General features: G+C 68.1%; 19 protein-coding genes. 6 read left to right on the top strand and 13 right to left on the bottom strand.

What is annotated here, in order from left to right:
• Position 1: 1 nt before the first annotated feature.
• The 4 genes from ispE to K2W61_RS11990 all read right to left on the bottom strand — a co-directional run bounded on the left by ispE (position 2) and on the right by K2W61_RS11990 (position 5359).
• Positions 2 to 931 (bottom strand): 4-(cytidine 5'-diphospho)-2-C-methyl-D-erythritol kinase, encoded by a 930-nt coding sequence (ispE, locus tag K2W61_RS12005; protein ID WP_236755689.1) that lies wholly within the window; start codon positions 929 to 931, stop codon positions 2 to 4.
• Positions 932 to 1041: 110 nt separating this feature from the next.
• On the bottom strand, positions 1042 to 2640 hold the full coding sequence (locus K2W61_RS12000) for a methyl-accepting chemotaxis protein (protein WP_175140398.1): 1599 nt from the start codon (positions 2638 to 2640) through the stop codon (positions 1042 to 1044).
• Positions 2641 to 2873: 233 nt separating this feature from the next.
• Entirely contained in the window at positions 2874 to 3434 is a 561-nt protein-coding gene (lolB, locus tag K2W61_RS11995) for a lipoprotein insertase outer membrane protein LolB (RefSeq protein WP_175134066.1), read from the bottom strand.
• A 38-nt stretch (positions 3435 to 3472) separates the two neighbouring features.
• On the bottom strand, positions 3473 to 5359 hold the full coding sequence (locus K2W61_RS11990; RefSeq protein WP_175140397.1) for a tetratricopeptide repeat protein: 1887 nt from the start codon (positions 5357 to 5359) through the stop codon (positions 3473 to 3475).
• On the opposite strand from K2W61_RS11990, the gene mutM reads away from it, so the two are divergent.
• From mutM to K2W61_RS11970, 4 genes are all read left to right on the top strand, one after another.
• Entirely contained in the window at positions 5358 to 6185 is an 828-nt protein-coding gene (mutM, locus tag K2W61_RS11985) for a bifunctional DNA-formamidopyrimidine glycosylase/DNA-(apurinic or apyrimidinic site) lyase (RefSeq protein ID WP_175134047.1), read from the top strand. The genes K2W61_RS11990 and mutM overlap by 2 nt on opposite strands.
• Positions 6186 to 6401: 216 nt before the next feature.
• Positions 6402 to 7355 carry an MBL fold metallo-hydrolase gene (locus tag K2W61_RS11980; RefSeq protein WP_175140395.1) on the top strand — a complete coding sequence of 318 codons (954 nt, stop codon included), beginning with the start codon at positions 6402 to 6404 and terminating at the stop codon, positions 7353 to 7355.
• Between the two features lie 130 nt (positions 7356 to 7485).
• Positions 7486 to 9165, top strand: a complete 1680-nt coding sequence (locus K2W61_RS11975) for an FAD-dependent oxidoreductase (RefSeq protein ID WP_175140394.1) — start codon at positions 7486 to 7488, stop codon at positions 9163 to 9165.
• Between the two features lie 17 nt (positions 9166 to 9182).
• Complete coding sequence (locus tag K2W61_RS11970; RefSeq protein WP_175134044.1) at positions 9183 to 9401, top strand: DUF2783 domain-containing protein; 219 nt, start codon at positions 9183 to 9185, stop codon at positions 9399 to 9401.
• Here the strand turns inward: K2W61_RS11970 and K2W61_RS11965 are convergent.
• The gene (locus tag K2W61_RS11965) at positions 9367 to 10284 is read right to left on the bottom strand and encodes a LysR family transcriptional regulator (RefSeq protein ID WP_175140393.1); all 918 of its coding nucleotides are present in this window, start codon (positions 10282 to 10284) and stop codon (positions 9367 to 9369) included. The two genes, K2W61_RS11970 and K2W61_RS11965, sit on opposite strands and share 35 nt — an antisense overlap.
• 165 nt (positions 10285 to 10449) lie before the next feature.
• Here K2W61_RS11965 and hmgA point away from each other — a divergent pair, with 165 nt between their 5' ends.
• Both hmgA and fahA read left to right on the top strand, forming a co-directional pair.
• On the top strand, positions 10450 to 11748 hold the full coding sequence (gene hmgA, locus K2W61_RS11960) for a homogentisate 1,2-dioxygenase (protein ID WP_175134042.1): 1299 nt from the start codon (positions 10450 to 10452) through the stop codon (positions 11746 to 11748).
• Positions 11749 to 11866: 118 nt separating this feature from the next.
• Complete coding sequence (gene fahA / locus K2W61_RS11955) at positions 11867 to 13186, top strand: fumarylacetoacetase (protein WP_175134041.1); 1320 nt, start codon at positions 11867 to 11869, stop codon at positions 13184 to 13186.
• Between the two features lie 9 nt (positions 13187 to 13195).
• Here fahA and K2W61_RS11950 read toward each other — a convergent pair whose 3' ends face one another.
• The 8 genes from K2W61_RS11950 to K2W61_RS11915 all read right to left on the bottom strand — a co-directional run bounded on the left by K2W61_RS11950 (position 13196) and on the right by K2W61_RS11915 (position 22394).
• Positions 13196 to 14110: an acetyltransferase gene (locus K2W61_RS11950; RefSeq protein ID WP_175140515.1), complete on the bottom strand. Its 915-nt coding sequence runs from the start codon at positions 14108 to 14110 to the stop codon at positions 13196 to 13198.
• A gap of 179 nt (positions 14111 to 14289) precedes the next feature.
• A complete protein-coding gene (locus K2W61_RS11945; protein ID WP_175140391.1) occupies positions 14290 to 16185 on the bottom strand; it encodes an LTA synthase family protein in 1896 nt (631 codons plus the stop codon).
• A 152-nt stretch (positions 16186 to 16337) separates the two neighbouring features.
• Positions 16338 to 17066, bottom strand: a complete 729-nt coding sequence (locus tag K2W61_RS11940; protein ID WP_175140390.1) for a FadR/GntR family transcriptional regulator — start codon at positions 17064 to 17066, stop codon at positions 16338 to 16340.
• A gap of 124 nt (positions 17067 to 17190) precedes the next feature.
• On the bottom strand, positions 17191 to 17910 hold the full coding sequence (locus tag K2W61_RS11935; RefSeq protein WP_236755686.1) for a phosphatase PAP2 family protein: 720 nt from the start codon (positions 17908 to 17910) through the stop codon (positions 17191 to 17193).
• A gap of 236 nt (positions 17911 to 18146) precedes the next feature.
• Positions 18147 to 19466, bottom strand: a complete 1320-nt coding sequence (locus K2W61_RS11930) for a sensor histidine kinase (RefSeq protein WP_175140389.1) — start codon at positions 19464 to 19466, stop codon at positions 18147 to 18149.
• Positions 19463 to 20182 (bottom strand): response regulator transcription factor, encoded by a 720-nt coding sequence (locus K2W61_RS11925; protein ID WP_175134036.1) that lies wholly within the window; start codon positions 20180 to 20182, stop codon positions 19463 to 19465. Before K2W61_RS11925 ends, K2W61_RS11930 begins: the two co-directional genes overlap by 4 nt.
• Positions 20183 to 20219: 37 nt before the next feature.
• Positions 20220 to 21635 (bottom strand): FAD-binding oxidoreductase, encoded by a 1416-nt coding sequence (locus K2W61_RS11920; RefSeq protein ID WP_175134035.1) that lies wholly within the window; start codon positions 21633 to 21635, stop codon positions 20220 to 20222.
• A gap of 129 nt (positions 21636 to 21764) precedes the next feature.
• Complete coding sequence (locus K2W61_RS11915; RefSeq protein ID WP_175140387.1) at positions 21765 to 22394, bottom strand: BPTD_3102 family carboxylase-like protein; 630 nt, start codon at positions 22392 to 22394, stop codon at positions 21765 to 21767.
• Positions 22395 to 22402 lie beyond the last annotated feature (8 nt).

Raw genomic sequence — 22402 nt, 5'->3', positions numbered from 1 at the left:
ACTATCTTGCAATCCAATTCCGCAACGGATGTTCAGTCAACCCAGGACACGCCTGTACCAACCGGAACCGTGGATGCGTTGTGCTGTGTGATTTGCAGTTTGCTTCAACAGCGCCGCGCATTGTAGCGGTAATTTCCGTTTTCGCCAAAACGGCCTCCGAAAGTTCGGAAAACTCGGCGTATAAACACGCACCAGATCCCGACATGCGAACTTGGGTACCTGTGTTTTTCAACACACCCTGCTCTGCAAGCCACCGCGATGCCCTGAGAACCTCAGGATAAAGACGGTAGACCACCGGCTCCAGATCATTTTTCCCGAAGGAAAATGTTGGCGAAGCAAGAAAGTCCGCTATTGTGATGTAAGAAGAGTCTCTTGTCAAATCGGGGGCGGAAAAAATTCCAGCGGTCGGCACGCTGGCGTCCGGCTGCGCCACCAGATAGGCCCGCGCCGGCAGGTCCAGCGCGGTCAGCTTTTCGCCCACGCCCTCGGCAAAAGCAGACTGGCCGAACACGAACACCGGCACGTCGGCGCCCAGCGGCAGGGCCAGGTCCATCAATTCGCGCCGCGACAGACCGGTGCCCCACAGGCGGTTCAAGGCGATCAGCACGGTGGCCGCATCGCTCGAACCGCCGCCCAGGCCGCCGCCCTGCGGAATGCGTTTTTCCAGCGCGATCTGCGCGCCCTGGCGCGTGCCGGTGGCCTGTTGCAGGGCGCGCGCGGCGCGCAAGGTGAGGTCGTCCTGCTCGGACACGCCCGGCAATGCCGTGGCGCGGCTGATGACGCCGTCGGCGCGCGCCTCGAAATGCAGCGTGTCGCACAGGTCGATGAAGCGGAAGGCAGTCTGCAGCAGGTGGTAGCCGTCGGGACGGCGGCCCACCACATGCAGGAACAGGTTCACCTTGGCGGGCGCGGGTACGTCGTAGAGGGTCACGGCGGATCGGGAAAAAAGACGGATGCGTCGATTTTAGCGATCAGGCGCACGCGCAGGCGCCGGGCGTGGCAAAGCCGGGCCGCCGGCACCCGCCCAGCGGCCCCGGATCATCAGGCGATCTGCGGCGCGACGCGGCCAGCCAGGCGCTCGGCCGGCGCCTCGATCACCTGCCCTTCCGGCAGTTTGAACACCGCCACGGCGCCCGCCAACTGGCGCGCCTGCTCTTCGAGCGCGCCGGCCGCGGCAGCGGCCTGCTCCACCAGCGCGGCGTTTTGCTGGGTCACGCCATCCATCTGCGTCACGGCGCGGTTGACCTGGTCAATGCCGGTGGCCTGCTCTTCCGATGCAGCGGAGATCTCGCCCATCAGGCCGGTCACGCGCTGCACCGAATCGACGATCTCGCGCATGGTGGCGCCCGCGGTTTCGACCTGCGCGGCACCAACGCCGACCGTCTGCGCCGAATCCTCGATCAGTTGCTTGATTTCCTTGGCGGCGGCGGCGCTGCGCTGGGCCAGCGTGCGCACCTCGCTGGCGACCACGGCGAAGCCCTTGCCCTGCTCGCCGGCGCGCGCGGCCTCCACCGCGGCGTTCAGCGCCAGAATGTTGGTCTGAAAGGCGATGCCGTCGATCACGCCGACGATGTCGGAAATGCGTGATGAGCTGCCCTGGATCGCACGCATGGTCTCGACCACGCTGGAGACGGCCTCGCCGCCGCGTTGCGCCACGGCGGCCGAGGTGGCAACCATGCGGTTGGCTTCGCGCGCGCTGTCGGCGTTCTGCTTCACGGTGGTGGCCAGCTCTTCCATGCTGGCGGCGGTTTCCTCGAGCGAGGCGGCCTGCTCTTCGGTGCGGCTGGACAGATCGGCATTGCCGGACGAAATCTCGCGCGCACCGACGTTGATCTCGTCGACCCCCCGGCGCACGCTGGACACCGTACGGACCAGGCTGTCCTGCATCGCGCGCAGGGCATTCAGCAGCGCCCCGATCTCATTGCGGCCGCGATCCGCCACGCGGCGCGTCAGGTCGCCATCGGCAATGCGGCGAAAGATCTCGCCGGCTTCCAGCAGCGGCCGCACGATCATGCGGCGAATCAGCACATGCGCGCCCACCGCCATCAGCAGGCCCAATACCAGGATGCCGGCCAGCAGCGAACTGAAGGCGGTGTGGAACAGCGAAATCTCGTCCATCACATCCTGGCCGGCGGCTTCGGCGCGGCGCATGAAAGCATCGCGCTCGGACACCAGCAGTTCCTGCGCCTGCTGCGTGCCCTGCTTGAAATAGGCTTCCATGTCACCGGCCTCGAGCACCTTGCCGACGTTCTGCAGGTTGGCGCTGAGGTTGTTGTAGGCCTCGATCAGGTCCTTGGACTCGGTCTTTTCCTGAGCCGACAAGCCGCCGGCGAAGCGCTGGAAGGCGCGATCGCCCGCGGCGATGCGCTGGCGCGCCAACCGCAGCGCGGTGGTGTCGCCGGGATTGCCCTGTGTCACCCGGTTGGCGTAACGGCTCAGGTCGGTGCGGGCCGCCACCAGTGACAGCGCGGCCGTATTGACGGCGTTGACCTGCAGCGCGGAAAGGCGATAGAGCTGGCCGACGTCCTGATTGGTCTGGCGCAGGGCGGCGAAGCCCATGCCACCCACCAGCAGCTGGAAAGTGAAAAACACCGCGATGATCCCCAAGAGCATCGTCGCGATTCGTGTATTCCTGAACATAGCCGTTCTCCGTAAAAAGCGGCGGCGCGATCCGCGTCCGCCGGCTTGCATGCCGCGCACAGGGGTAACGCGCGCGGGTGTGCGGAGAATTATTCAGGTTAAACAGAACCTATCAATCAGTAACAGCCTCGATTTTGCAAGGCTGCTTTGCTGATTGAAGCGAGACAGACGTGTTAGCGCGGACGGCGCCCCGCCTCGGGGAGGCCGGGGGTTCAGACCACCGGCCCGCGGTATCAAGGCTGGTTGACGACCAGGCGCACCATGATGCGGCGGCCTGGCTCCAGGCGTTCCAGCACCAGCATCCGCGGCCCCAGCGTGTCGTAGCGCGAGAGCCGCGCGCGCCAGCCGCCCTGCTCGAAAGCCACCGGCCGGCCGAGATCATCGGTGGACACATCGGTGGCATCGGGCTGTCCCGCCAGCCTGCCACGCAGCCAGTCGCGCAGGCCGGACACCGGCATGCGACTGCCCAGCGCATCCTCGGCCAAGGCATCGGGGTTGTCGGCCACCAGGCGGGTGCCGTCGGCCTTGGTCAGGCTGGCCGCGCCCGGCCGCCCTTCGACCCGCGCCTCGGTCGAACCGAGCGGGTTGGTCAGGTCCAGCACGTAGCGCCGGCCGTCGTCCGACCACGAAAAGCCGCCCTGCACCGCGCTCTGCTTGCCGCCTTCTTCGTTGACGGTGATGGCGAACCGCCCGACACGCGAAAACGCATCGGCCGCCTCGCCTTCGATGGGCTTGGGAGTGGTGGTGCAGGCGGCCAGCACGAACGCCAGCAAGGCCAACAGCGCCCAGCGCATCCACGCCAGGCCCAGGCGCGCGCCGCACAGCGTTACCGTCACAGGGCGACCCCAAGGCGCTTGATGACCTCGAGCACGGTCGCGTTCTTGGGATCCTTCCGGACCGCGGCGCGCAGCAGTTCGACCGCCTGATCGCGCTTGCCCTGGGTCCAGAGCACCTCGGCCAGGTGGGCGGCGATGTCGGCCTCGGGCCGCACGCTGTAGGCGCGGCGCAGGTAGTCGGCGGCCGCGGCCTGATCGCCCATGCGGAATTTGACCCAGCCCATGCTGTCGAGGATGAACGGGTCGTTGGGCGAGAGTTCCAGCGCCTGGGTGATCAGGTCCAGGGCCTCGGGCAGGCGCTGGTTGTGGTCGGCCAGGGTGTAGCCCAGCGCGTTGTAGGCGTGGGCGTGTTCGGGATCCAGGGCGATGACCTGGCGCAGCATGCGTTCGAGGTCGGCCAGGCGGTCCTGGCGCTCGTACAGCATGGCCAGCTCGTACTTGATCTCGACCGTGTCCGGCAGCGCCTGGTCGGCCGCTTCCAGCACCGACACGGCCTGGCCGATGCGATCCGCGTCGCGCAGGATCTGGGCCTTGGTCAACACGCCCAGGGTGCGCTCTTCCTCGTCCTGGGGCGAGGCGGCGTCCACCATCTTGATGGCGTCGTCGACGCGGCCGGACTTGGCGCGCAGCGCGGCCTGGCGCATGCGCGCCGAGAAACGCAGCGACGGGTCGTCGATACGGCCCAGCTCGGCGATGGCCTCGTCGTATTGGCCCTGGTCTTCGGCAATGCGCGAAAGCAGCACATGGGCATCGGCCGCGGCGGCGCCGGCATCGGTGGCGCCTGGCACGATGGCGCGCTGGCGCTGGTTCTGGACTTCGAGATACTGCTGCAGCAGCGTCTTGGCGCGCGGCAACTGGCCGGCCTTGTACGCCAGCTGGGCCTGCATGAAGAGCAGGTCGAAGTCTTCGGGCGAGCGGCGCGACATGGCCTGCAATTCGGCCAGGGCGCCGTTGTAATCGCCGGCGTCGGCCATCTGGCCAGCCAGCATCAGCCGCACCTTGCGCGCGTTGGGATTGCGGCTGATATAGGCGCGGGCATCGGCCTGCGCGCGTTGCGGATCGACCTTGGCGCCGTATTCGAGCACGCGCTGGGCAGCCGGTTCGGACTTGGGATCGGCGGCCAGGGCGGCGCGGGCCTCCTGGGCGGCGCGCGGGTAATCGCCGGCGGCCGATGCCACATCGGCCAGCGCCAGGTGGGCGGCAGGCAGCTTGCGCACACTGTCGCTCAAGGCATCGTCGAGGATGCGCAGCGCCAGGCGGCGGTCGTTCAGGCGGCTCAGCACCGCCAGGGCCTGGCCGATGGCGGCCGGCTTGTCGTGCGAGGACTCGATGCGGTTGCGCAGCGCCTGCGACAGGCCCTTGGTCTGGCCATTGGCGGCGGCCAGCGCCAGTTCGGTGGAGCTGGCTTCGAGATCATTGGGCGACAGCCGCGCCCAGACACGCGCCGCATCCAGCGCGCCGGGCAGGTTGCCGCCGGCCAGCTGGAACTCCAGGCCGCGGCGCGCCAGGCGGGGGTCGCCGGTGTCGCGCGCCAGGCCGACCATGGTGCTGGCGGCCGTGCCATACATGCCGCGCTGGGCGGCGATTTCGGAGGCCAGGACACGATAGAAGATATCGGCGGTCAGGGTGACGTACGGCAACTGGCCTGGCCGCAGGCGGATCACCTCGGTTTCCGGTTGACGATTCAGCGGCGCCATGCGGGGGCCGGTCGCATCGCGCGTCCGGCTGTCGGCGGCCTGGGCCTGAGGGGCCAGGGCGGAGGCCAACGCAAGCGCCAGCGCGGCAATCCCGATATTCATTTGTTTGAAAGACGACTTCACGCGGCCCGTCCGGTTGGTGGCACAATCTTCGTACACGCAATTGATGATCTTACACTGGCTCATGCCGGAACTGCCTGAAGTTGAAACCACGCGTCGCGGAATCGACGCCGTCATCACCGGCCGCCCCCTCACGCGGCTGGTCATCCATGAGTCCCGGATGCGCTGGCCCATCCCGGCCGAGCTGCCCGCCTTGGTGAGCGGCCGCACCGTGCTGGAATGCGGCCGCCGCGGCAAATACCTGCTGCTGCGCTTCGACCACGGCACCCAGATCGTGCATCTGGGCATGTCCGGATCGCTGCGCAGCGTGGCGCCCGGTGAATTCCTGCGCAAGCACGACCACGTCGAATGGATCTTCGACCAGGCCGTGCTGCGGCTGCATGATCCGCGCCGCTTCGGCGCGGTGCTGTGGCACTCCGACGCGGACGGACCGGTCGAAAGCCACCCCCTGCTGGCCAAGCTCGGCATCGAACCCTTCGACCCGCGCTTCGATGGCGCCTGGCTGCACCGCCACTTCAAGAACCACGGCGCCGCGATCAAGCAGGTGCTGCTGGCCGGCATGGCGGTGGTGGGCGTGGGCAATATCTACGCCTCCGAAAGCCTGTTCCGCGCCCGCATCAACCCCAAGACCCCGGCCAACACGCTGTCGCGCGCGCGCTGCGACCGCCTGGCGGACATGGTGCGCGCCACCCTGGCCGACGCCCTGACCTCCGGCGGCAGCACCCTGCGCGACTACGTCGGCGCCAGCGGCGAACCGGGCGCGTATTTCGAGATCCACGCGGCGGTCTACGAGCGCGCCGGCCAGCCCTGCCGGGTCTGCGGCACGCCGATCAAGCGCATCGTGCAGGGCCAGCGGGCCACCTATTACTGCCCGAAGTGCCAGAAGGCCTGACCCACACGCCGACTCCCTGGGGCCGCCGCCGGCCGGAAAGGTTCCCGTCCGGGCCGCCCTGCGCGGCCCGGATGCATTTTGGCGGGCCGCGGAAACCCAAGGGGAATCCCTGGCAAAAAGGGTTGATTCGTTTATAGCAAACGTATTGCACAACCACTAACGCCACGCTATAGTCCGTCCACACACCCTATTCCTATAACAGTGGAAGGAGCCTCCATGAGCAAGCAATTCGCCTCGCACGCCGATCTGGCCGACAAGGTCGTGTCGTTCGAAAAGCTGTCCGACAACGCCTACGCCTACACCGCCGAAGGCGACCCCAATACCGGCATCATCATCGGCGACGAGGCCGTCATGGTGGTCGATACCCAGGCCACGCCGGTCATGGCGCAGGACGTCATCCGCCGCATCCGCGAAGTCACCGACAAGCCCATCAAGTACATCCTGCTGTCGCACTACCACGCGGTGCGCGTATTCGGCGCGTCGGCCTACAACGCCCAGGAAATCCTGGCCAGCCGCGACACCTACGACCTGATCGCCGAACGCGGCGAGCAGGACAAGGCCAGCGAAATCGGCCGCTTCCCGCGCCTGTTCCGCAACGCCGAATCGATTCCCCCCGGCCTGGTCTGGCCCACCATGACCTTCAAGGGCGAGATGACCGTCAACCTGGGCAACCTGGAGGTCAAGCTGTTGCAGGTCGGCCGCGGCCACACCAAGGGCGACACCATCGCCTGGCTGCCCGAGCAGAAGATCCTGTTCGCCGGCGATCTGGTCGAATACCAGTCCACGCCCTACTGCGGCGATGCCTATTTCCGCGACTGGCCCAGCACGCTGGACGCGCTGTCGGGTTTCGAGGCCGAGAAGATGGTGCCGGGCCGCGGCCCGGCCCTGAAGAACGCCACCGAAGTGCGCCAGGGCCTGGCCGGTACGCGCGCCTTCCTGACCGACCTGTACGGCGCGGTGAACCGCGGCGTGGCCGAAGGCAAGGACCTGAAGACGATCTACCGCGAGGTGTACGACTTCATGAAGCCGCGCTACAGCGACTGGGTCATTTTCGACCACTGCATGCCGTTCGACGTGTCGCGCGCCTATGACGAGGCCACCGGCCACGTCCACCCGCGCATCTGGACCGACAAGCGCGACCTGGAAATGTGGGCCCAGCTGGAAGGCTGATCCCGCGCGGCCGGTTCGCCGGCCGCTGTGCCACCGATTGAAACGGCGCCGCACGGCCCGCCGGCCAGAGGTCGCGGGCAGCGCGCGGCGCCGCGCATAAAAAACAAAATGACCCACACAGGAGACAACCGTGGGAGACATCGACTTTCAGGCGATGGAGTTCGCCTATGAGAAGCACGCCGACCAGGCCGCCGCGACCCAGGCGCGCCACCCGGTGGTGGTGGTGGGTGCCGGTCCGGTCGGCCTGACCACGGCGCTGGATCTGGCGCGCCAGGGCGTGCGGGTGGTGGTGCTGGACGACGATTACCGCCTGTCCACCGGCTCGCGCGCCATCTGCTTTTCCAAGCGCACCCTCGAAATCTGGGACCGCCTCGGCGTCGGCCAGCGCATGGTCGACAAGGGCGTGTCGTGGAACGTCGGCAAGGTGTTCTTCCGCGACCAGGAGGTCTGGCGCTTCGATCTGCTGCCCGAACCCGGACACCGCCGCCCCGCCTTCATCAACCTGCAGCAGTACTACGCTGAAGGCTATCTGTACGAGCAGGCGCGCCAGGAACCGAACATCGACCTGCGCTGGAAGAACAAGGTGGTGGGCCTGGAACAGGCGGGCGACGGCGTGGTGCTGTCGATCGACACGCCCGAGGGCGGCTACGCGCTGCGTGCCGACTGGCTGGTGGCCTGTGACGGCGCCCGCTCGCCGGTGCGCAAGCTGATCGGCCAGGAAAGCCACGGCCGCATCTTCCGCGACCGCTTCCTGATCGCCGACGTCAAGATGAAGGCCGACTTCCCGGCTGAGCGCTGGTTCTGGTTCGACCCGCCCTTCCACCCCAATCAATCGGTGCTGCTGCACATGCAGCCCGACAATGTCTGGCGCATCGACTTTCAGCTGGGCTGGAACGCCGACCCGGTCGAGGCCGTCAAACCCGAGAACGTGCTGCCGCGCATCCGCGCCCTGCTGGGCCCGGACGCGCAGTTCGACCTGGAATGGGTCAGCGTCTACACCTTCGCCTGCGAACGCATGGACAAGTTCCGCCACGGCCGCGTGGTGTTCGCCGGCGACTCGGCGCACCGCGTCTCGCCGTTCGGCGCGCGCGGCGCCAACAGCGGCGTGCAGGATGCCGAGAACCTGGCGTGGAAGCTGCGCCTGGTGCTGGCCGGCCAGGCGCCGGAAGCGCTGATCGACAGCTACGCCGCCGAACGCGAGCATGCCGCCGACGAAAACATCCTGAATTCGTCGCGCGCCACCGACTTCATCACCCCCAAAAGCGACATCAGCCGCAGTTTCCGCAACGCGGTGCTGAACCTGGCCCGTACCCATGCGTTCGCACGCGCGCTGGTCAACAGCGGCCGCCTGTCGCTGCCCGCCACCTATGTGGACTCGCCGCTGAACACCCCCGACACCGACACCTTCGCCGGCCGCATGCGGCCCGGCGCGGTGGCGCTGGACGCGCCGGTGCGCGGCACCGCCGACGCGCCGTGGTGGCTGTCGCACCTGGACGCCGGCTTCACGCTGGCGCTGTTCTGCGGCGATGCCCCGCCCGATAGTGAAACGCTGCAGGCCCTGCGCGCGCTGCGCTTGGCCGCCGTGCCGGTCAAGCCGGTGCTGGTAGCCGGTCCCGGCGGCAACGCCGCCGGCTGGCCGGAAGACCTGGCGCGCGTCGTCGATGCCGAAGGGCTGCTGGCCCAGCGCTACGACGCGCTGACGGGCACTGCCTATCTGATCCGGCCCGACCAGCACGTCGCCGCGCGCTGGCGCGCCTTCCAACCCGACGCGGTGGCGTCGGCCGTCAACCGCGCCATCGGCCGCGCCTGAATCCGGAGGCCCCATCCATGCTGAACACCGAAACCAACCTGGCCGCGCCGGACGACTTCTACGAGGCGCTGATCGACGCCCATCGCGACCTGAGCAACGAGCAGAGCCAGGAAATGAACGCGGCGCTGATCCTGCTGCTGGCCAACCACCTGGGCGACATGGCGGTGCTGCGCGAGGCCCTGGCGCAGGCGCGCGCGTCGGTCACCGCGACGGCGCCCCCACCGCAAACGTGTTGACGATCAAGGCCCGCAACCACTGGTTGCCGCCGTCGCGGTCGTAGCGGCGCTGCCAGTACATATTGGTCTGCAGCGCCGGCACCTTCACCGGCGGCGCCATGTAGCGCAGGCCGAACGGCTGGGCGGCGCTGGCCGCCAGCTTTTCCGGCACCGTGGCCAGCAGGTCGGTGGCGCTGACGATGTAAGGCACGGCCGAGAAATGCGGCACGCTGAAATGCTCGGCCAGCGGCACGCCAGCGCGCTCCATCGACTGGTTGACCTGCCCGTAGGGCGCGGCGCGCGACACGATCAGGTGGCGCTCGGCGCGAAATGCCTTCAACCCCATGCCGGCATGGGCGGTGGGATGCGCCTGGCGGAACAGCGTGGCGTACCCCTGGCGAAACAACATGCGTTGCAAGGTACCCGCGCCCATATCGTCGAATGCGCCGATGGCCAGGTCGACCCGGCCCGCCTCCATCTCGCGCGGCAGGTCCGCCCCCTGCACGCGCACGGAATCGATGCGCACCTGCGGCGCCACCTGGACGCAGACCTCCATCAGCCGCGGCATGAAATGAATTTCGCCCACGTCCGTCATGGCCACGCGAAAGCGCCGCGTGCTGGTGGCCGCGTCGAAGGCGTCCTGATCCTGCAGCGCCTGTGAAAGCAGGGCCAGCGCTTCGCTGACCGGTCCGGCCAGGCGCTGCGCGCGCGGCGTCGGCAGCATGCCCTGGGCGGTGCGCACAAACAGTTCGTCGCCGAATGCCAGCCGCAGCCGGCGCAGGGCGTTGCTGACGGCCGGCTGCGACAGGTCCAGCCGGCGCGCCACGGCGGACAGGTTGCGGTCCTCCAGCAAGTGCTGGAACAAGATCAGCAGGTTCAGGTCGACCTCTCGCAAGTCCGCCATCAGGCACCCCTACTATTCACAAAATTTATAGTTGCTATTTTTGCATTCCCGTAGCCGTAGTGGGGGATTTTTCCGACAATGGCGTATCGGCATCGGACCGTCCCGTCCGGCGCGCCACGACCAGACCGCGCGGCCACGCATCGCGCGCCACCCCAGGAGGATTCCATGGAACTGCACTACCAGACCGGTTTCGGCAACGACTGTGCCACCGAAGCCCTGCCCGGCGCCCTGCCGCTGGGCCGCAATTCGCCCCAGCAATGCCCCTATGGCCTGTATGCCGAGCAGTTGTCCGGCACCGCCTTCACCGCGCCGCGCAGCGAGAACCGCCGCTCCTGGCTCTACCGCATCCGCCCCGGCGCACAGCACAAGCCGTTCGAGCCGTTTGCCGCCATCAAGGGCTGGGAAAGCGCGTTCGGCCATGGCCCGGTCACGCCCAACCAACTGCGCTGGAGCCCCCTGCCCATCCCCGCCACGCCCACCGACTTCATCGAAGGCGTGCGGACCTGGGGCGGCAATGGCGGTCCGGACGAACAAGGCGGCGTCGGCATCCACCTGTATGCCGCCAACCGCTCGATGCAGGGCCGCTATTTCTATAACGCCGACGGCGAACTGCTGCTGGTGCCGCAACAGGGCCGCCTGCGCCTGGCCACCGAACTGGGCCTGATCGACCTGGAGCCGCTGGAGATCGCCGTGATCCCGCGTGGCGTGCGCTTCAGCGTGCAACTGCTGGACGACACCGCGCGCGGCTACATGCTGGAGAACTTCGGCGCCGCGCTGCGCCTGCCCGAACTGGGCCCGATCGGCTCGAACTGCCTGGCCAACGCCCGTGACTTCAAGACGCCGGTGGCCTGGTACGAAGACGTGGAAGGCGACTTCGAACTGATCGCCAAGTTCACCGGCGGCTTCTGGCGCGCCGCGATCGGCCATTCGCCGCTGGACGTGGTGGCCTGGCACGGCACGCATGCGCCGTACAAGTACGACCTGCGCCACTTCAACACCATCGGCTCGATCAGCTACGACCATCCGGACCCGTCGATCTTCACGGTGCTGACCGCGCCGTCCGACACCCCGGGCACGGCCAATATGGACTTCGCCATCTTCCCGCCGCGCATCCTGGCGATGGAAAACACCTTCCGTCCGCCCTGGTTCCACCGCAACGTGGCCAGCGAATTCATGGGCCTGATCCAGGGCGTGTACGACGCCAAGGCCGACGGCTTCGCGCCCGGCGGCGCCAGCCTGCACAACTGCATGAGCGGTCACGGCCCCGATGCCGAGACCTTCGAGAAGGCCTCGCACGCCGATACCCGCCAGGCGCACTACATCCGCGACACCATGGCCTTCATGTTCGAGACGCGGCGCGTGATCCGGCCGACAGCGCAGGCGCTGGCCTCGGTAGAATTGCAGGGCGACTATTACCGGTGCTGGCAGGGCCTGCAGAAGCATTTCGATCCCGCCAAGGCGTGACCGGCCCTGACGCCATCACGCCCGCCCACGGCGATGCGCGCAAGCGCATCGCCGTTTGGCTTTGGATTTTTCCGGCGCCTGCCGCGCCCTCACAAACACACTGAACGAGACACTCCCCATGACCACCGCCATCAATGAAACCCACGACCCGTCCCTGAAGAGCTGGGTCGCCAGCGCCAATACCGGCGCCTCGGACTTCCCGGTGCAGAACCTGCCCTACGCCGCGTTCCGCCGCAAGGGCTCGCAGGAATCGTTCCGCCCCGGCGTGGCCATCGGCGACCAGATCGTCGACCTGGCCGCGCTGGCCGCCGCCAAGCCGTTCGAAGGCGCCGCCGCCGAGGCGCTGGCCGCCTGCCAGGGCGACAGCCTGAACGCGCTGATGGCCCTGGGCCATGCCCACTGGAGCGCGCTGCGCCTGGCGCTGTCGCGCGCGCTGCGTGAAGGCGCCGCGCTGCGCGCCACGGTCGAGCCGCTGCTGGTGGCCCAGGCCGACGCCGAATACACCACGCCGGCCCGCATCGGCGACTACACCGACTTCTACATCTCGGTGCACCACGCCACCGCCATCGGCAAACAGTTCCGCCCCGACAATCCCCTGCTGCCGAACTACAAGTGGGTGCCTATCGGCTACCACGGCCGCGCCTCCAGCATCGGCGTGGACCAGAAATTCCCGCGCCCGGTCGGCCAGACCCGTCCCGCCAACGAAGGCGAGGCGCCGCAGTTCGGCCCGTGCGCGCGGCTGGACTACGAACTGGAGCTGGGCATCTTCGTCGGCACGGGCAACGCCCAGGGCGAGCGCATCCCGCTGGCCGATGCCGACGCGCATGTGTTCGGCCTGTGCATCCTGAACGACTGGTCGGCGCGCGACATCCAGGCCTGGGAATACCAGCCGCTGGGGCCGTTCCTGTCGAAGAACTTCGCCTCGACCATCTCGCCGTGGATCGTCACGATGGAAGCGCTGGAACCGTTCCGCACGCAATGGACCCGCGGCCCGTCCGAGCCGCAACCGCTGCCGTACCTGGCCTCCGACGCCAACCGCGCCAAGGGCGCCTACGATGTGCAGATGGAGGTGCTGATGACGACCGAACAGTCGCGCGCCGGCAACGCGGCGCCGGCGCGGCTGTCGCGCAGCAATTTCCGCGATGCGTACTGGAACGTGGCGCAACTGATCACGCACCACACGGTGAACGGCTGCAATCTGCAACCGGGCGACATGCTCGGCACCGGCACGCTGTCGGGCCCGCAACCGTCGGAAGCCGGCTCGCTGCTGGAACTGAATCACGGCGGCAAGCAGCCGATCGAGCTGCCCTGGGGCGAGAAGCGCACCTTCCTGCAGGATGGCGATCAGATCATCATCCGCGCCGAGTGCGTCAAGGCCGGCTACCCGCGCATCGGCTTCGGCGAATGCTCGGGCACGGTGCTGCCGGCGCGGGCGTAAGCGGCGCCGTTACGATCGGGGCGTGGCGGCCGTATCCGCCGTCAACGCCTCGATCTCGGCATCCTTGGCCAGCCACTGCTGGCCGAGCCAATGGTGGAATTCGCTGCGGAAAGCCTTGTCGCGGCTGTAGTCGCCTTCGCAGAAGGCTGCCGGCACCGGCAACTGGCGCATCCGCACCCGCGTCAGGCCCATGCGGCCGCAGGCCATGTCCCAGAAGCTGGGCACGCCTTGCGGATAGGCGATGGTGACGTCGATCATCGAGCGAAAGCGCGTGCCCATCGCGTTCAACGACACCGCCATTCCGCCCGCCCTGGGCTTGAGCAGGTGCCGGTAGGGCGCGCCTTGCGCGTCGCGCTTGGCCGGCGTGAAGCGCGTGCCCTCGGCAAAGACCATCACGCTGGTCGGCACCAATGAGAACTTGCGGCAGGCGCGGCGCGCGGTCTCCTGGTCCTGGCGGCCCAGCGCCGGATTGCGGCGCAGGGCCGCCTTGCCGTGGCGCTTCATGAAGGGGAAGTCCAGCGCCCACCACGCCAAGCCGATCACCGGCACATAGATCAGTTGTTGCTTGAGGAAGAACTTGAGCAGCGGAATGCGCCGGTTCAGCGCGCCCTGCAGCACGAAGATGTCCACCCAGGACTGATGGTTGCAATTGACCAGATACCAATCCGCGTAGCGCAATCCGGTGTTGCCGCGCACATCCCAGGCCGAGCGCTGGATGCGCGTGAACCAGGCGGTATTGACGCTGATCCACGCCGTGGCGATGCCATTCAGGACCGGATCGATGCGGCGTCTGGCCGCGGCGAAGGGCAGCGCCAGTTTCAGCAACGCCATGGGAAACAACAACAGGCACCAGAACAGCGTGCTGGCGCCGAGCAGAAGCGTGCTGAACGCGCCGGTCAGCCAGGCCAGGCGGCCGCGCGGCACCGGCCAGCCGCGCCAGCGCGGGGCCGGGGTGGACGCGGGCGCGTCGATGGCATCAACCACAGGAGGCCGGGCCGGACCGGCGAGCGGATCGGGAAAAGTCATGAGCACGAGTGTGCGAGCACTGGCGCCGGGCCGGCTTGAGCGGGATCAAACCGGCCCCGGGCCCGGACGGGGCCAAGTCAAGGCAGGCGGTATTTTTCTTCGCGGTAGGCCCAACTGGCCCACAGGGCATGCGCCAGCGCCTCCTTGCTCAAGGCCGCGTCCACCGGTTCGACCGGTTCGTAGGTTTCGTCCTGCCCGACCGGCGCGGCGCGGTAGCGGAACTCGCGCGCGGCCTTGGCCGGCTCCAGCACCAGCAGCTTGTCGCCTTGCAGGTAGCCGAAGTTATCGGCGTACTGCATCAGCGCCCGGTTGGGATCGCGTTGCGTCAGGTCCGCGCCCAGCATGGGGTTGACGTTGTCCAGCCCGATCAACGACAGCAGCGTGGGCGCCATGTCGATCTGGCTGACGATGCGTTCGTCCTGCCGCGGCGCGATGCCGGCGCCCAGGATCAAGGCCGGAATCTGGAAGTGTCGCACCGGCACCGGAATCGAGCCGTAGACGCGGGAATCGTGGTCGGCGATCACCAGGAACACCGTGTGGTCCCAATAGGGCGCCTTGCGCGCCTTGTCGAAGAACTGGCCCAGCGCCCAGTCGGCGTAGCGCACGGTGTTGTCGACGCTGGCCGGATCGCCCACCGGCTGGATGCGGCCGGCCGGATATTCCCACGGCGAATGGTTGCTGACCGAGAACGCCAGCGTGAACGCCGGCTTGTCGCCGTCGGCGCGCAGCAGCCGGTCGACCTGGTTGAACATGTCTTCGTCGGACGCGCCCCACGAGCCTTCGAACACCGGATGCTCGAACTTCGGCCGGTCAACCACCTCGTTGAAGCCGTTGCCCAGGAAGAAGGCGCGCATATTGTCGAAGTGCGACTCGCCGCCATAGACGAAGCGCGAGTGATAACCATGCTTGCCCAGCACCTGCGCCAGCGTGAAGAAGCCGGTCTGCGAGCGCGGCAGCTTCACCACCGCGTCGGCCACGCTGGGCAGAAAGCCCGCCGTGACCGCCTCGATGCCCCGCACCGAGCGCGTGCCGGTGGCGTAGGCGCGGTGGAACATCCAGCCCTGCTTGCCGAGCCGGTCGATGTTCGGTGTGAGGTCCTTGCCGCCCAGGCTGCCGACGTACTGCGCGCCCAGGCTTTCCTGCAGGATGATCACCAGGTTGAGCGGCTTGTCGCGCCGCACCGTGGCCTTCTGCTCGTGCAGGCTGGGATAGCGCGGATCCAGCGGCGCGCCGGTCAGGCCGGCCTTGTCGCGCACGATGGCGTTCATCTCGTCCACCGGCATCTTCGGATACATCGCGGCCGACGAGCGTTCGTCGCGCATGCGGTAGGCGGCGTCGAACACGCTGTAGAGCGAGTTGAGCGCCAGCGAGTTGACCATGGCGTCCGAGCTGAACGCGACCTTGGCCGGGTTGATAGGGCGATGCTCCAACGTGCCGCGCGCGCCCAGCACGACCAGCGCCAGGATCGCCAGCGACGCCAGCGGCCGCTTCCACCACGCCAGGAACGGATCGCGCACGCGCACCGGAAACAGCCTGACTGCCAGCCAGGCCGCCACCAGCAGCGCCACCAGGGCGGCCAGCAGCACGCCCTTGTAGCCCTGCCACAGCATCGAACCCACTTCCTTGGGGTTGAGCAGGTAGATGAAGTACAGGCGGTTCGGGCGCGTGTCGTATTCGGCGATGAACTGCGGCGTGGATACCTCCAGCAGCACATACAGCATCCACCAGGCCCGGAACCACCAGGCAGTGACGCGCGCGGCCCACGGCCGGTGCCCGAGCCACGGCGAGAACACCGCCGGCAGCGCGATCACCATGGACAGCAGGCAGACGTCGATGCGCAGGCCGCCGAACAGCACCGGCCACAGGCCGCCGGCCGCCTCGACCCGGTCCCACATCCACAGCGACAGGCCGAGCCGGCTCAGCGTCAGCAGAACCAGCACGGACAAGATGAAACGGAGCGTCAAGCGGCGCATGCGGCGGCCCTCCCCCGGTGAGTGAAACCCGCGGTGATTGCCGCGCCGCGCTTGCCGAGCCTAACCATGCCTTGCCATCCGGTGATTGAAACCGGCCAAGATTAACGCGGAACGGGCCAACGTTACGAGCCGCGGGCGCGCGCGCCCTGGTCTCATTGCGCCCGGCGCAGGCGCTCGCGGCTGTTGCTCAAGTGGGTGCGCATCGCCGCGCGCGCCGCCTCGGCGTCCCGCCGCACGATGGCGCTGTAGATATCTTCGTGCTCAAGGTTGACGCGCGCCAGATAGGCGCCACGATCCTCGTGCGCGAACTTGGCCGAATTGATGCGGGTGCGCGGAATGATGGCTGAGCCCAGGTGCGACATCAGATCGGCGAAATAGCGATTGTCGGTGGCCTGCGACACCAGCAGATGGAACTGGAAGTCCGGCGTGATGGTATCGCCGCCGCTGTCCAGCGCGGCCTTGAAAGCGTCCAGCGCGCGGCGCATGTCGGCCAGTTGCGCCTCGCTGCGGCGGATCGCGGCCAGGCCGGCGGCCTCGCTTTCCAGGCAGATGCGCAACTCCAGCAGTACCAGCACGTCGCGCACAGTGGCGATATCGGCCGGATCGACACGAAAATCGCCGCCGCCGCTGGGTTCGAGCGCATAGGTACCGACGCCATGATGGGTTTCGACCAGGCCCGAGGCCTGCAAGCGCGACAACGCTTCGCGCACCACCGTGCGGCTGACGCCGAACTGCCGCATGATCTCGGATTCGGTCGGCAGTTTGTCGCCCGGGCGGATGTCACCGCCACGGATGCGCTCGGAGATGTTCTCCACCAGGCCCTGGGCCAGGTTCCGGGGACGACGCCGCGGCAGGACAGGGGGATCGACAGGAGCGTTCATCAGGGATTGTCCGGGAGCGGTTGCGTGGCGCTTGAGCGCAAAAAAAGCGTGCCCATTATACGTACGGCACACTAGTTGTACGATAACGTACCAGCAACCATCTTTTCGCTGTGCCTCAGCCCGACTATGTGCCGGCCTTCTCGCCGTGGCTGCCACGCCTACCGCCGAAGCGGATCGACACGACGGACGACGGCCTGCCGCCGGGCGTGCCTGCGCACAGCACCGGCCAGAAGAACAGCGCGGCCAGCAACCACATCAGCGCGGCCGACCACAGCGTCTGGCTCAGGAAATGCGCGCCTTGCAGAATACGCACGGCGGAAAACCCGATGCCCGCCAGGGCGCCCAACGCCAACCCGCCCCAACGCCACCCGGACCGTCCCACGGCCCATCCCGCGAAATACAGAGTCAGCATCGAATAGCCGGCCCCGGCGTGGCCGCTGGGCAGGGCGCCGCCCGCCTTGCCCCGATCCCAGGTCCACCACGTCTGCGGATACGGCGTGTAGCCGCCCAGCGAGTCCAGATCGTAGGGACGCGGCAAGGTGGTGTAGTGCTTGAGCTGGGTGATCGCCAATTGCCCCACGATACAGGTGAGCGCCAACGCCAGCGCCGGGGCGCGCAGGGAACGCCAGGCGGGGATGCGGTAACTGGCGGCGGCCACGGCGACGGCGCCCAGCCCCAGGCTGATGGGCAGGGTCAGCACCATACGGTGGCCAACCAGTTCCAACCAACGATTGGTGTGCAGCGGAAAATCGTCCAGCGCCGGGTTGAACAGGGCGCGCGCCACGGCCAGATCCAGCCCGGACGCATTGGCCCACCAGGCCAGACAGGCCAGGATCGCTGTCACCCCCAGCACATGCGTGCAAAGGTAAAAGACAGGCGTCGGCCGGGCGACCGCGGGCGAGAGGGGTGGCGACATGACGGGACAGGAAACGATGGCGACCGGCCGAAGCGGACAGCTTAGGTGGCGGACAGTTGAAAATTCGTCAAATCCGCATGCCGTGGCGACTTTCCCACAGTGCCGGGCCGGCCATTGCGGCGGCTACCCAGGCGACGGCGCCGCGCCGGCCGGCGCCATGGCGGTCAGGCCGCCCCCTCCAGGCGCAAGGTGAAGCGCGTGCCGCGCTGCGGCCCCTCGCGGGAGGAATCCACCGCCAGTGTCCAGCCTTGCATGTCGCAGACTCGCTTGGCGATCGCCAGCCCCAGGCCGCGGGCGGTTTCATCGCGGCCCGCCGCCCCCGAATCGCGCAACCGGCCGCTGTAGTAGCGGCGGAACAGAAATGGCAGGTCGTCGGCCGCGATGCCCTTGCCGTCGTCGCTCAGTTGCAGCGCGCCATCGGGGCTCAGCGAGGCCGTCAGGGTGGCGGGCGCGGCATGCTCGACGGCGTTGCGCACCAGATTGCGCAGCACGGTCAACAAGGCATAGCGGTCGAGAACCCGGATGTGATCGGCCGGAATGTGATTATCGAAGCGCAATTCGGCCAGGCCGGCCTGGGTTTCGTAGCCGCGCCATGCGTCCAGCATGCACTCGGCCAGGTCGACCGGCTCGGGCGGGCGCATCTGGTCACGGGCCATGGCGCGGGCGCTTTCGAGGCTGACGATGACATCGTCGACGTTATCCATCATGCGCGTCAGCCGCTGGCGCTGGTCGGCGGTCAGGTCCTGGGTCAGCAACATCAGCTCGCTGTCCGAGCGGATCGCCGCCAACGGCGTGCGCACTTCGTGGCTGAGGTTGCCGGCGAATTCACGTTCGCGCGCGATCGAACGGTCGACCTGGTTCTGCACGCGGTTGAACGCCTCGATCAGGCGCCCGGCCTCGTCGTCGCGGGTCACCGCCAGGTCCGGCGCGCCGGGGGCCCAGGTCGACATGCGATCGGTCAACTCCAGCAACGGCCCCACCGCCACCGCCGCCACCCGTCGCGACAGGGCATACGCGCCCACCACGCAGATCGCCCCCACGCCCAGCACGATCAAGCCGAAATCGTGTACCCGCTCTTCGTTGTCGGTGGCGTCGTAGAGCAGGTAGACCTTGCCCGTGCCGGTGTCGGCCACCATTACATGCCAGGTATAGGCGCCGGGCTCGACCAGGTGCAGGCCGTTGTCGAGGCCGCGGATTTCCTCGGGTATGCCGATCGGCGCCTGGCCATCGACGCTGAGCCAGGCACGCATCGAGCCGCCCAGTTCGCGCGCGCCGCGGCGCGGCAGGAACTGGTCGCTGGTGCGGGCATGCTGTACCAGGCGGTCCATCTCGGTATTGAGGATGTCGTTGACCAGATCGTCTTCCATCTGGTCGAACGTCAGGTAAGCGAGCAACGCCAGCGCCGTCACGAACAGCGCCACGGTGCCGGTCAGCGCCCACACCACGCGTTGCGTCAGGGTGCCCCCGCCTGGACTGCGACTCATGCCGGACTCCCCGCCTGCGCGGGAGCCAGCCGCCAGCCGGTGCCATGCACGGTCTCGATACCGTCGAACCCGGCGTCCGCCAGCGCGCGGCGCAGCAGGTGGACCTGGCTGCGCAGGGCATCGGACGAAGGCGGCTCGCTGCCCCACAGCAACGATTCCAGTTCTTCGCGCGAGACCACCCGGCCGGCATCGCGCAGCAGCGCTTCCAGGATGAGCGTGGCCTTGCGCGTCAGGTGCACCGGCTTGCCGCCGATCGATACGCCGCGGCTGCGGGTGTCATAGGCCAGATCGCCGCAGACCCGCACGGTATCGACCGTCGCGCCCTTGGCGCGCTGGATCAGCGCCAGCAGCCGGGCCTCGACCTCGAGCAACGCGAAGGGCTTGGTCAGGTAATCGTCGGCGCCGTGCGAGAAACCGGCCAGCTTGTCTTCCAGGCTGTCGCGCGCGGTCAGCACCAGCACCGGCAGCGGCAGGCGCTTTTGCGCGCGCAGCGTATGCAGTACCGAATTGCCATCCATGCCGGGCAGGCCGATGTCCAGGATCATCGCGTCAAAGCGCTGTTCTTCCAACCGCTGCAAGGCCGCCGGACCGGTGTAGGCCACGTCCGGCAGGAAGCCCCGCGTTTCCAGGAAGGCATACAGGTTGCCGGCGATGATGTGATCGTCCTCGACGATCAGGATCCGGTGATTCGCGCCTGCGGCGGGACTGGTCGCCATGGTCTCATTCCTCGTGGAAAGAAAGGTCTGCCCCCCGTCAGGCCTGCAGCACCTTGCCCGGATTCATCAGGCCTTGCGGGTCGAGCGCGCGCTTGATGCGGCGCATCAGGGCCAGCTCGACCGGACTCTTGTAGCGCGGCAGCTCGTCGCGCTTGAGCTGGCCCACGCCATGCTCGGCGCTGATGGAGCCGGTATGCGCATGCACGCTGTCATGCACGACACCATAGATGTCATTTTGCAGCGCCAGCAATTCGGCTTCAGTCTGCCCCGGCGCATTGGCCACGTTGTAGTGCAGGTTGCCGTCGCCCAGATGGCCGAAGATCACATGGCGCACGCCCGGAAAACGTGCCTGCAGCAGCGCATTGGTCTGGTGCACGAAGCCGGCGATGGCGGAAATCGGGATCGACACATCGTGCTTGACCGACTTGCCCAGCTCGGCCTCGGCCAGCGGGATGCTTTCGCGCAAATGCCACAGCGCCTTGCTTTGCGCAACGCTGGCGGCAATGGCCGCGTCGCTCACCAGGCCGGCCTCGATGGCTTCGCCCAGCACGGTTTCGAAGCGCTCGCGCGCATGCGCCTCGCTTTCGCTGTCGGACAGCTCCAGCAGCGCGAACCAGGGCGCGGCCGCGGACTCGCCTTCGAACGGCAGGCGCTGCTGTGGGAACAGGCGCACCACCGCCTGCAGGCAGTCGCCGCTCATCAATTCGAAGCCCGTCAGCGCGGCGCCGAAGCCGGCGCGGGCGCGCGACAGCAGTTCGACCGCGTTGTCGATGCTCTCCAATGTCAGCAGCGCGGTGCAGGATGCCACCGGCCGCGGGAACAGCTTCAGCGTGACGGCGGTGATAATGCCCAGCGTGCCCTCGCTGCCGATGTAGAGATCGCGCAGATCGTAGCCGGTATTGTCCTTGCGCAGGCCCCGCAGGCCGTTCCAGATCTCGCCTTCGGCGGTGACCACTTCCAGGCCCAGGGCGAGATCGCGCGTGTTGCCGTAGCGCAGCACCTGGGTGCCGCCGGCGTTGGTGGCGAGATTGCCGCCGATGGTGCAACTGCCCTCGGCGGCCAGGCTCAGCGGGAACAGCCGACCGGCGTCGGCGGCGGCCTGTTGCACCGCTTGCAGGATGCAGCCCGCCTCGACCGTGATGGTGTCGTTGTCAGTGTCCAGCGCGCGCACCCGGTTCAGGCGCGCGGTCGACAGCACCACCGCGCCGCCCGAATCGTCGGGCGTGGCGCCGCCGCACAGGCCGGTGTTGCCGCCTTGCGGCACGACCGGCACGCCATGGCGCGCGCACAGCTTGATGGCGTCGGCCACTTCCTGCGTCGAACCGGGCCGCAGCACCGCCAGCGCCACGCCGCGATAACGGCGCCGCCAATCCAGCGCGTAGGGTTCGGCATCGGCGCCGGTCAACACATGGGCCTGGCCCAGAAGGGACTGCAATTCACTCAGCAAAGTCATAGCCGCCGCAGGGAAAGGTCGCGCCGGGCCACGCCCGGGCACTGTTCAGGGATGATGCGGACTATTGTAGAGGCTGGGCGGGCATGGCGCCGCCCGGTCAGGCGGCGGCCGGGCCCGGCCCGGCGCCGGTCAGCCCACGGCCTGGTCCAGGCGCGTGCCGGTCAGGCCCGCGCAATAGGCGCGCGAAGCGATGCGGTGCATCAGAAAGGCCCGGTCGACGCCCGCCGGCCCCGGCATCTCGGACAGGGCGCGATAGGCGCGCCGCAGGGCTTCGCCACGGGTGGCGCCGCACACCAGCAGATGGGTGCAGGGCATGAGACGGTCGGCGCAGCCGTCGATGCGCAATTCCAGCGCATGCGCCGCGACCGGCTCGAAATCGGACATCGGGGTCCCCGAGCGCGGCTGCGATTCGGCGAGGATCACGCGGAACACGCCGCTACGGTCGTCCAGCGAAAAAGCCACCGTGCCCATGCCCTGCCAGGCCCGGTCCCGCGCCACGCCGGCAGCGATGGCGCGCAGGGCGCTTTCGACCGAGGCCGGCAGGTGCGGGGCCGGACATTCGGCAATCAGCACCCGGGCATCGCGCCAGACGCAGCGCTCCCAGGCCTGGCTGGTCGCCAACTCGCCGCCGGGCGAGACGAATACGTGGATGTCGAGCCGGCGTTCCCGCCCGGCCGACGGGCCGGCGAAGTCCGTGGGCGGCCCGCGCCTGCGTCTGGCGCCGCCCGTTGACGTGACTGTGGATACTTTGGCTCGCATGGGCCCCT

Origin of the sequence: Achromobacter pulmonis, from assembly GCF_021733725.1 — a bacterium.
GTDB classification, from domain to species: domain Bacteria; phylum Pseudomonadota; class Gammaproteobacteria; order Burkholderiales; family Burkholderiaceae_B; genus Achromobacter; species Achromobacter pulmonis.
This window is presented reverse-complemented; position numbering and strand designations above follow the sequence as displayed.

Bases quoted from the DNA above. Each gene is read 5' to 3' on its own strand.
- mutM (WP_175134047.1), top strand. From the start codon at position 5,358: ATGCCGGAACTGCCTGAAGTTGAAACCACGCGTCGCGGAATCGACGCC.
- K2W61_RS11970 (WP_175134044.1), top strand. From the start codon at position 9,183: ATGCTGAACACCGAAACCAACCTGGCCGCGCCGGACGACTTCTACGAG.
- K2W61_RS11930 (WP_175140389.1), bottom strand. From the start codon at position 19,466: ATGAGTCGCAGTCCAGGCGGGGGCACCCTGACGCAACGCGTGGTGTGG.
- K2W61_RS11980 (WP_175140395.1), top strand. From the start codon at position 6,402: ATGAGCAAGCAATTCGCCTCGCACGCCGATCTGGCCGACAAGGTCGTG.
- lolB (WP_175134066.1), bottom strand. From the start codon at position 3,434: ATGCGCTGGGCGCTGTTGGCCTTGCTGGCGTTCGTGCTGGCCGCCTGC.
- K2W61_RS12000 (WP_175140398.1), bottom strand. From the start codon at position 2,640: ATGTTCAGGAATACACGAATCGCGACGATGCTCTTGGGGATCATCGCG.
- K2W61_RS11965 (WP_175140393.1), bottom strand. From the start codon at position 10,284: ATGGCGGACTTGCGAGAGGTCGACCTGAACCTGCTGATCTTGTTCCAG.
- K2W61_RS11940 (WP_175140390.1), bottom strand. From the start codon at position 17,066: ATGAACGCTCCTGTCGATCCCCCTGTCCTGCCGCGGCGTCGTCCCCGG.
- K2W61_RS11915 (WP_175140387.1), bottom strand. From the start codon at position 22,394: ATGCGAGCCAAAGTATCCACAGTCACGTCAACGGGCGGCGCCAGACGC.
- K2W61_RS11945 (WP_175140391.1), bottom strand. From the start codon at position 16,185: ATGCGCCGCTTGACGCTCCGTTTCATCTTGTCCGTGCTGGTTCTGCTG.
- K2W61_RS11925 (WP_175134036.1), bottom strand. From the start codon at position 20,182: ATGGCGACCAGTCCCGCCGCAGGCGCGAATCACCGGATCCTGATCGTC.
- K2W61_RS11920 (WP_175134035.1), bottom strand. From the start codon at position 21,635: ATGACTTTGCTGAGTGAATTGCAGTCCCTTCTGGGCCAGGCCCATGTG.
- fahA (WP_175134041.1), top strand. From the start codon at position 11,867: ATGACCACCGCCATCAATGAAACCCACGACCCGTCCCTGAAGAGCTGG.
- hmgA (WP_175134042.1), top strand. From the start codon at position 10,450: ATGGAACTGCACTACCAGACCGGTTTCGGCAACGACTGTGCCACCGAA.
- K2W61_RS11990 (WP_175140397.1), bottom strand. From the start codon at position 5,359: ATGAGCCAGTGTAAGATCATCAATTGCGTGTACGAAGATTGTGCCACC.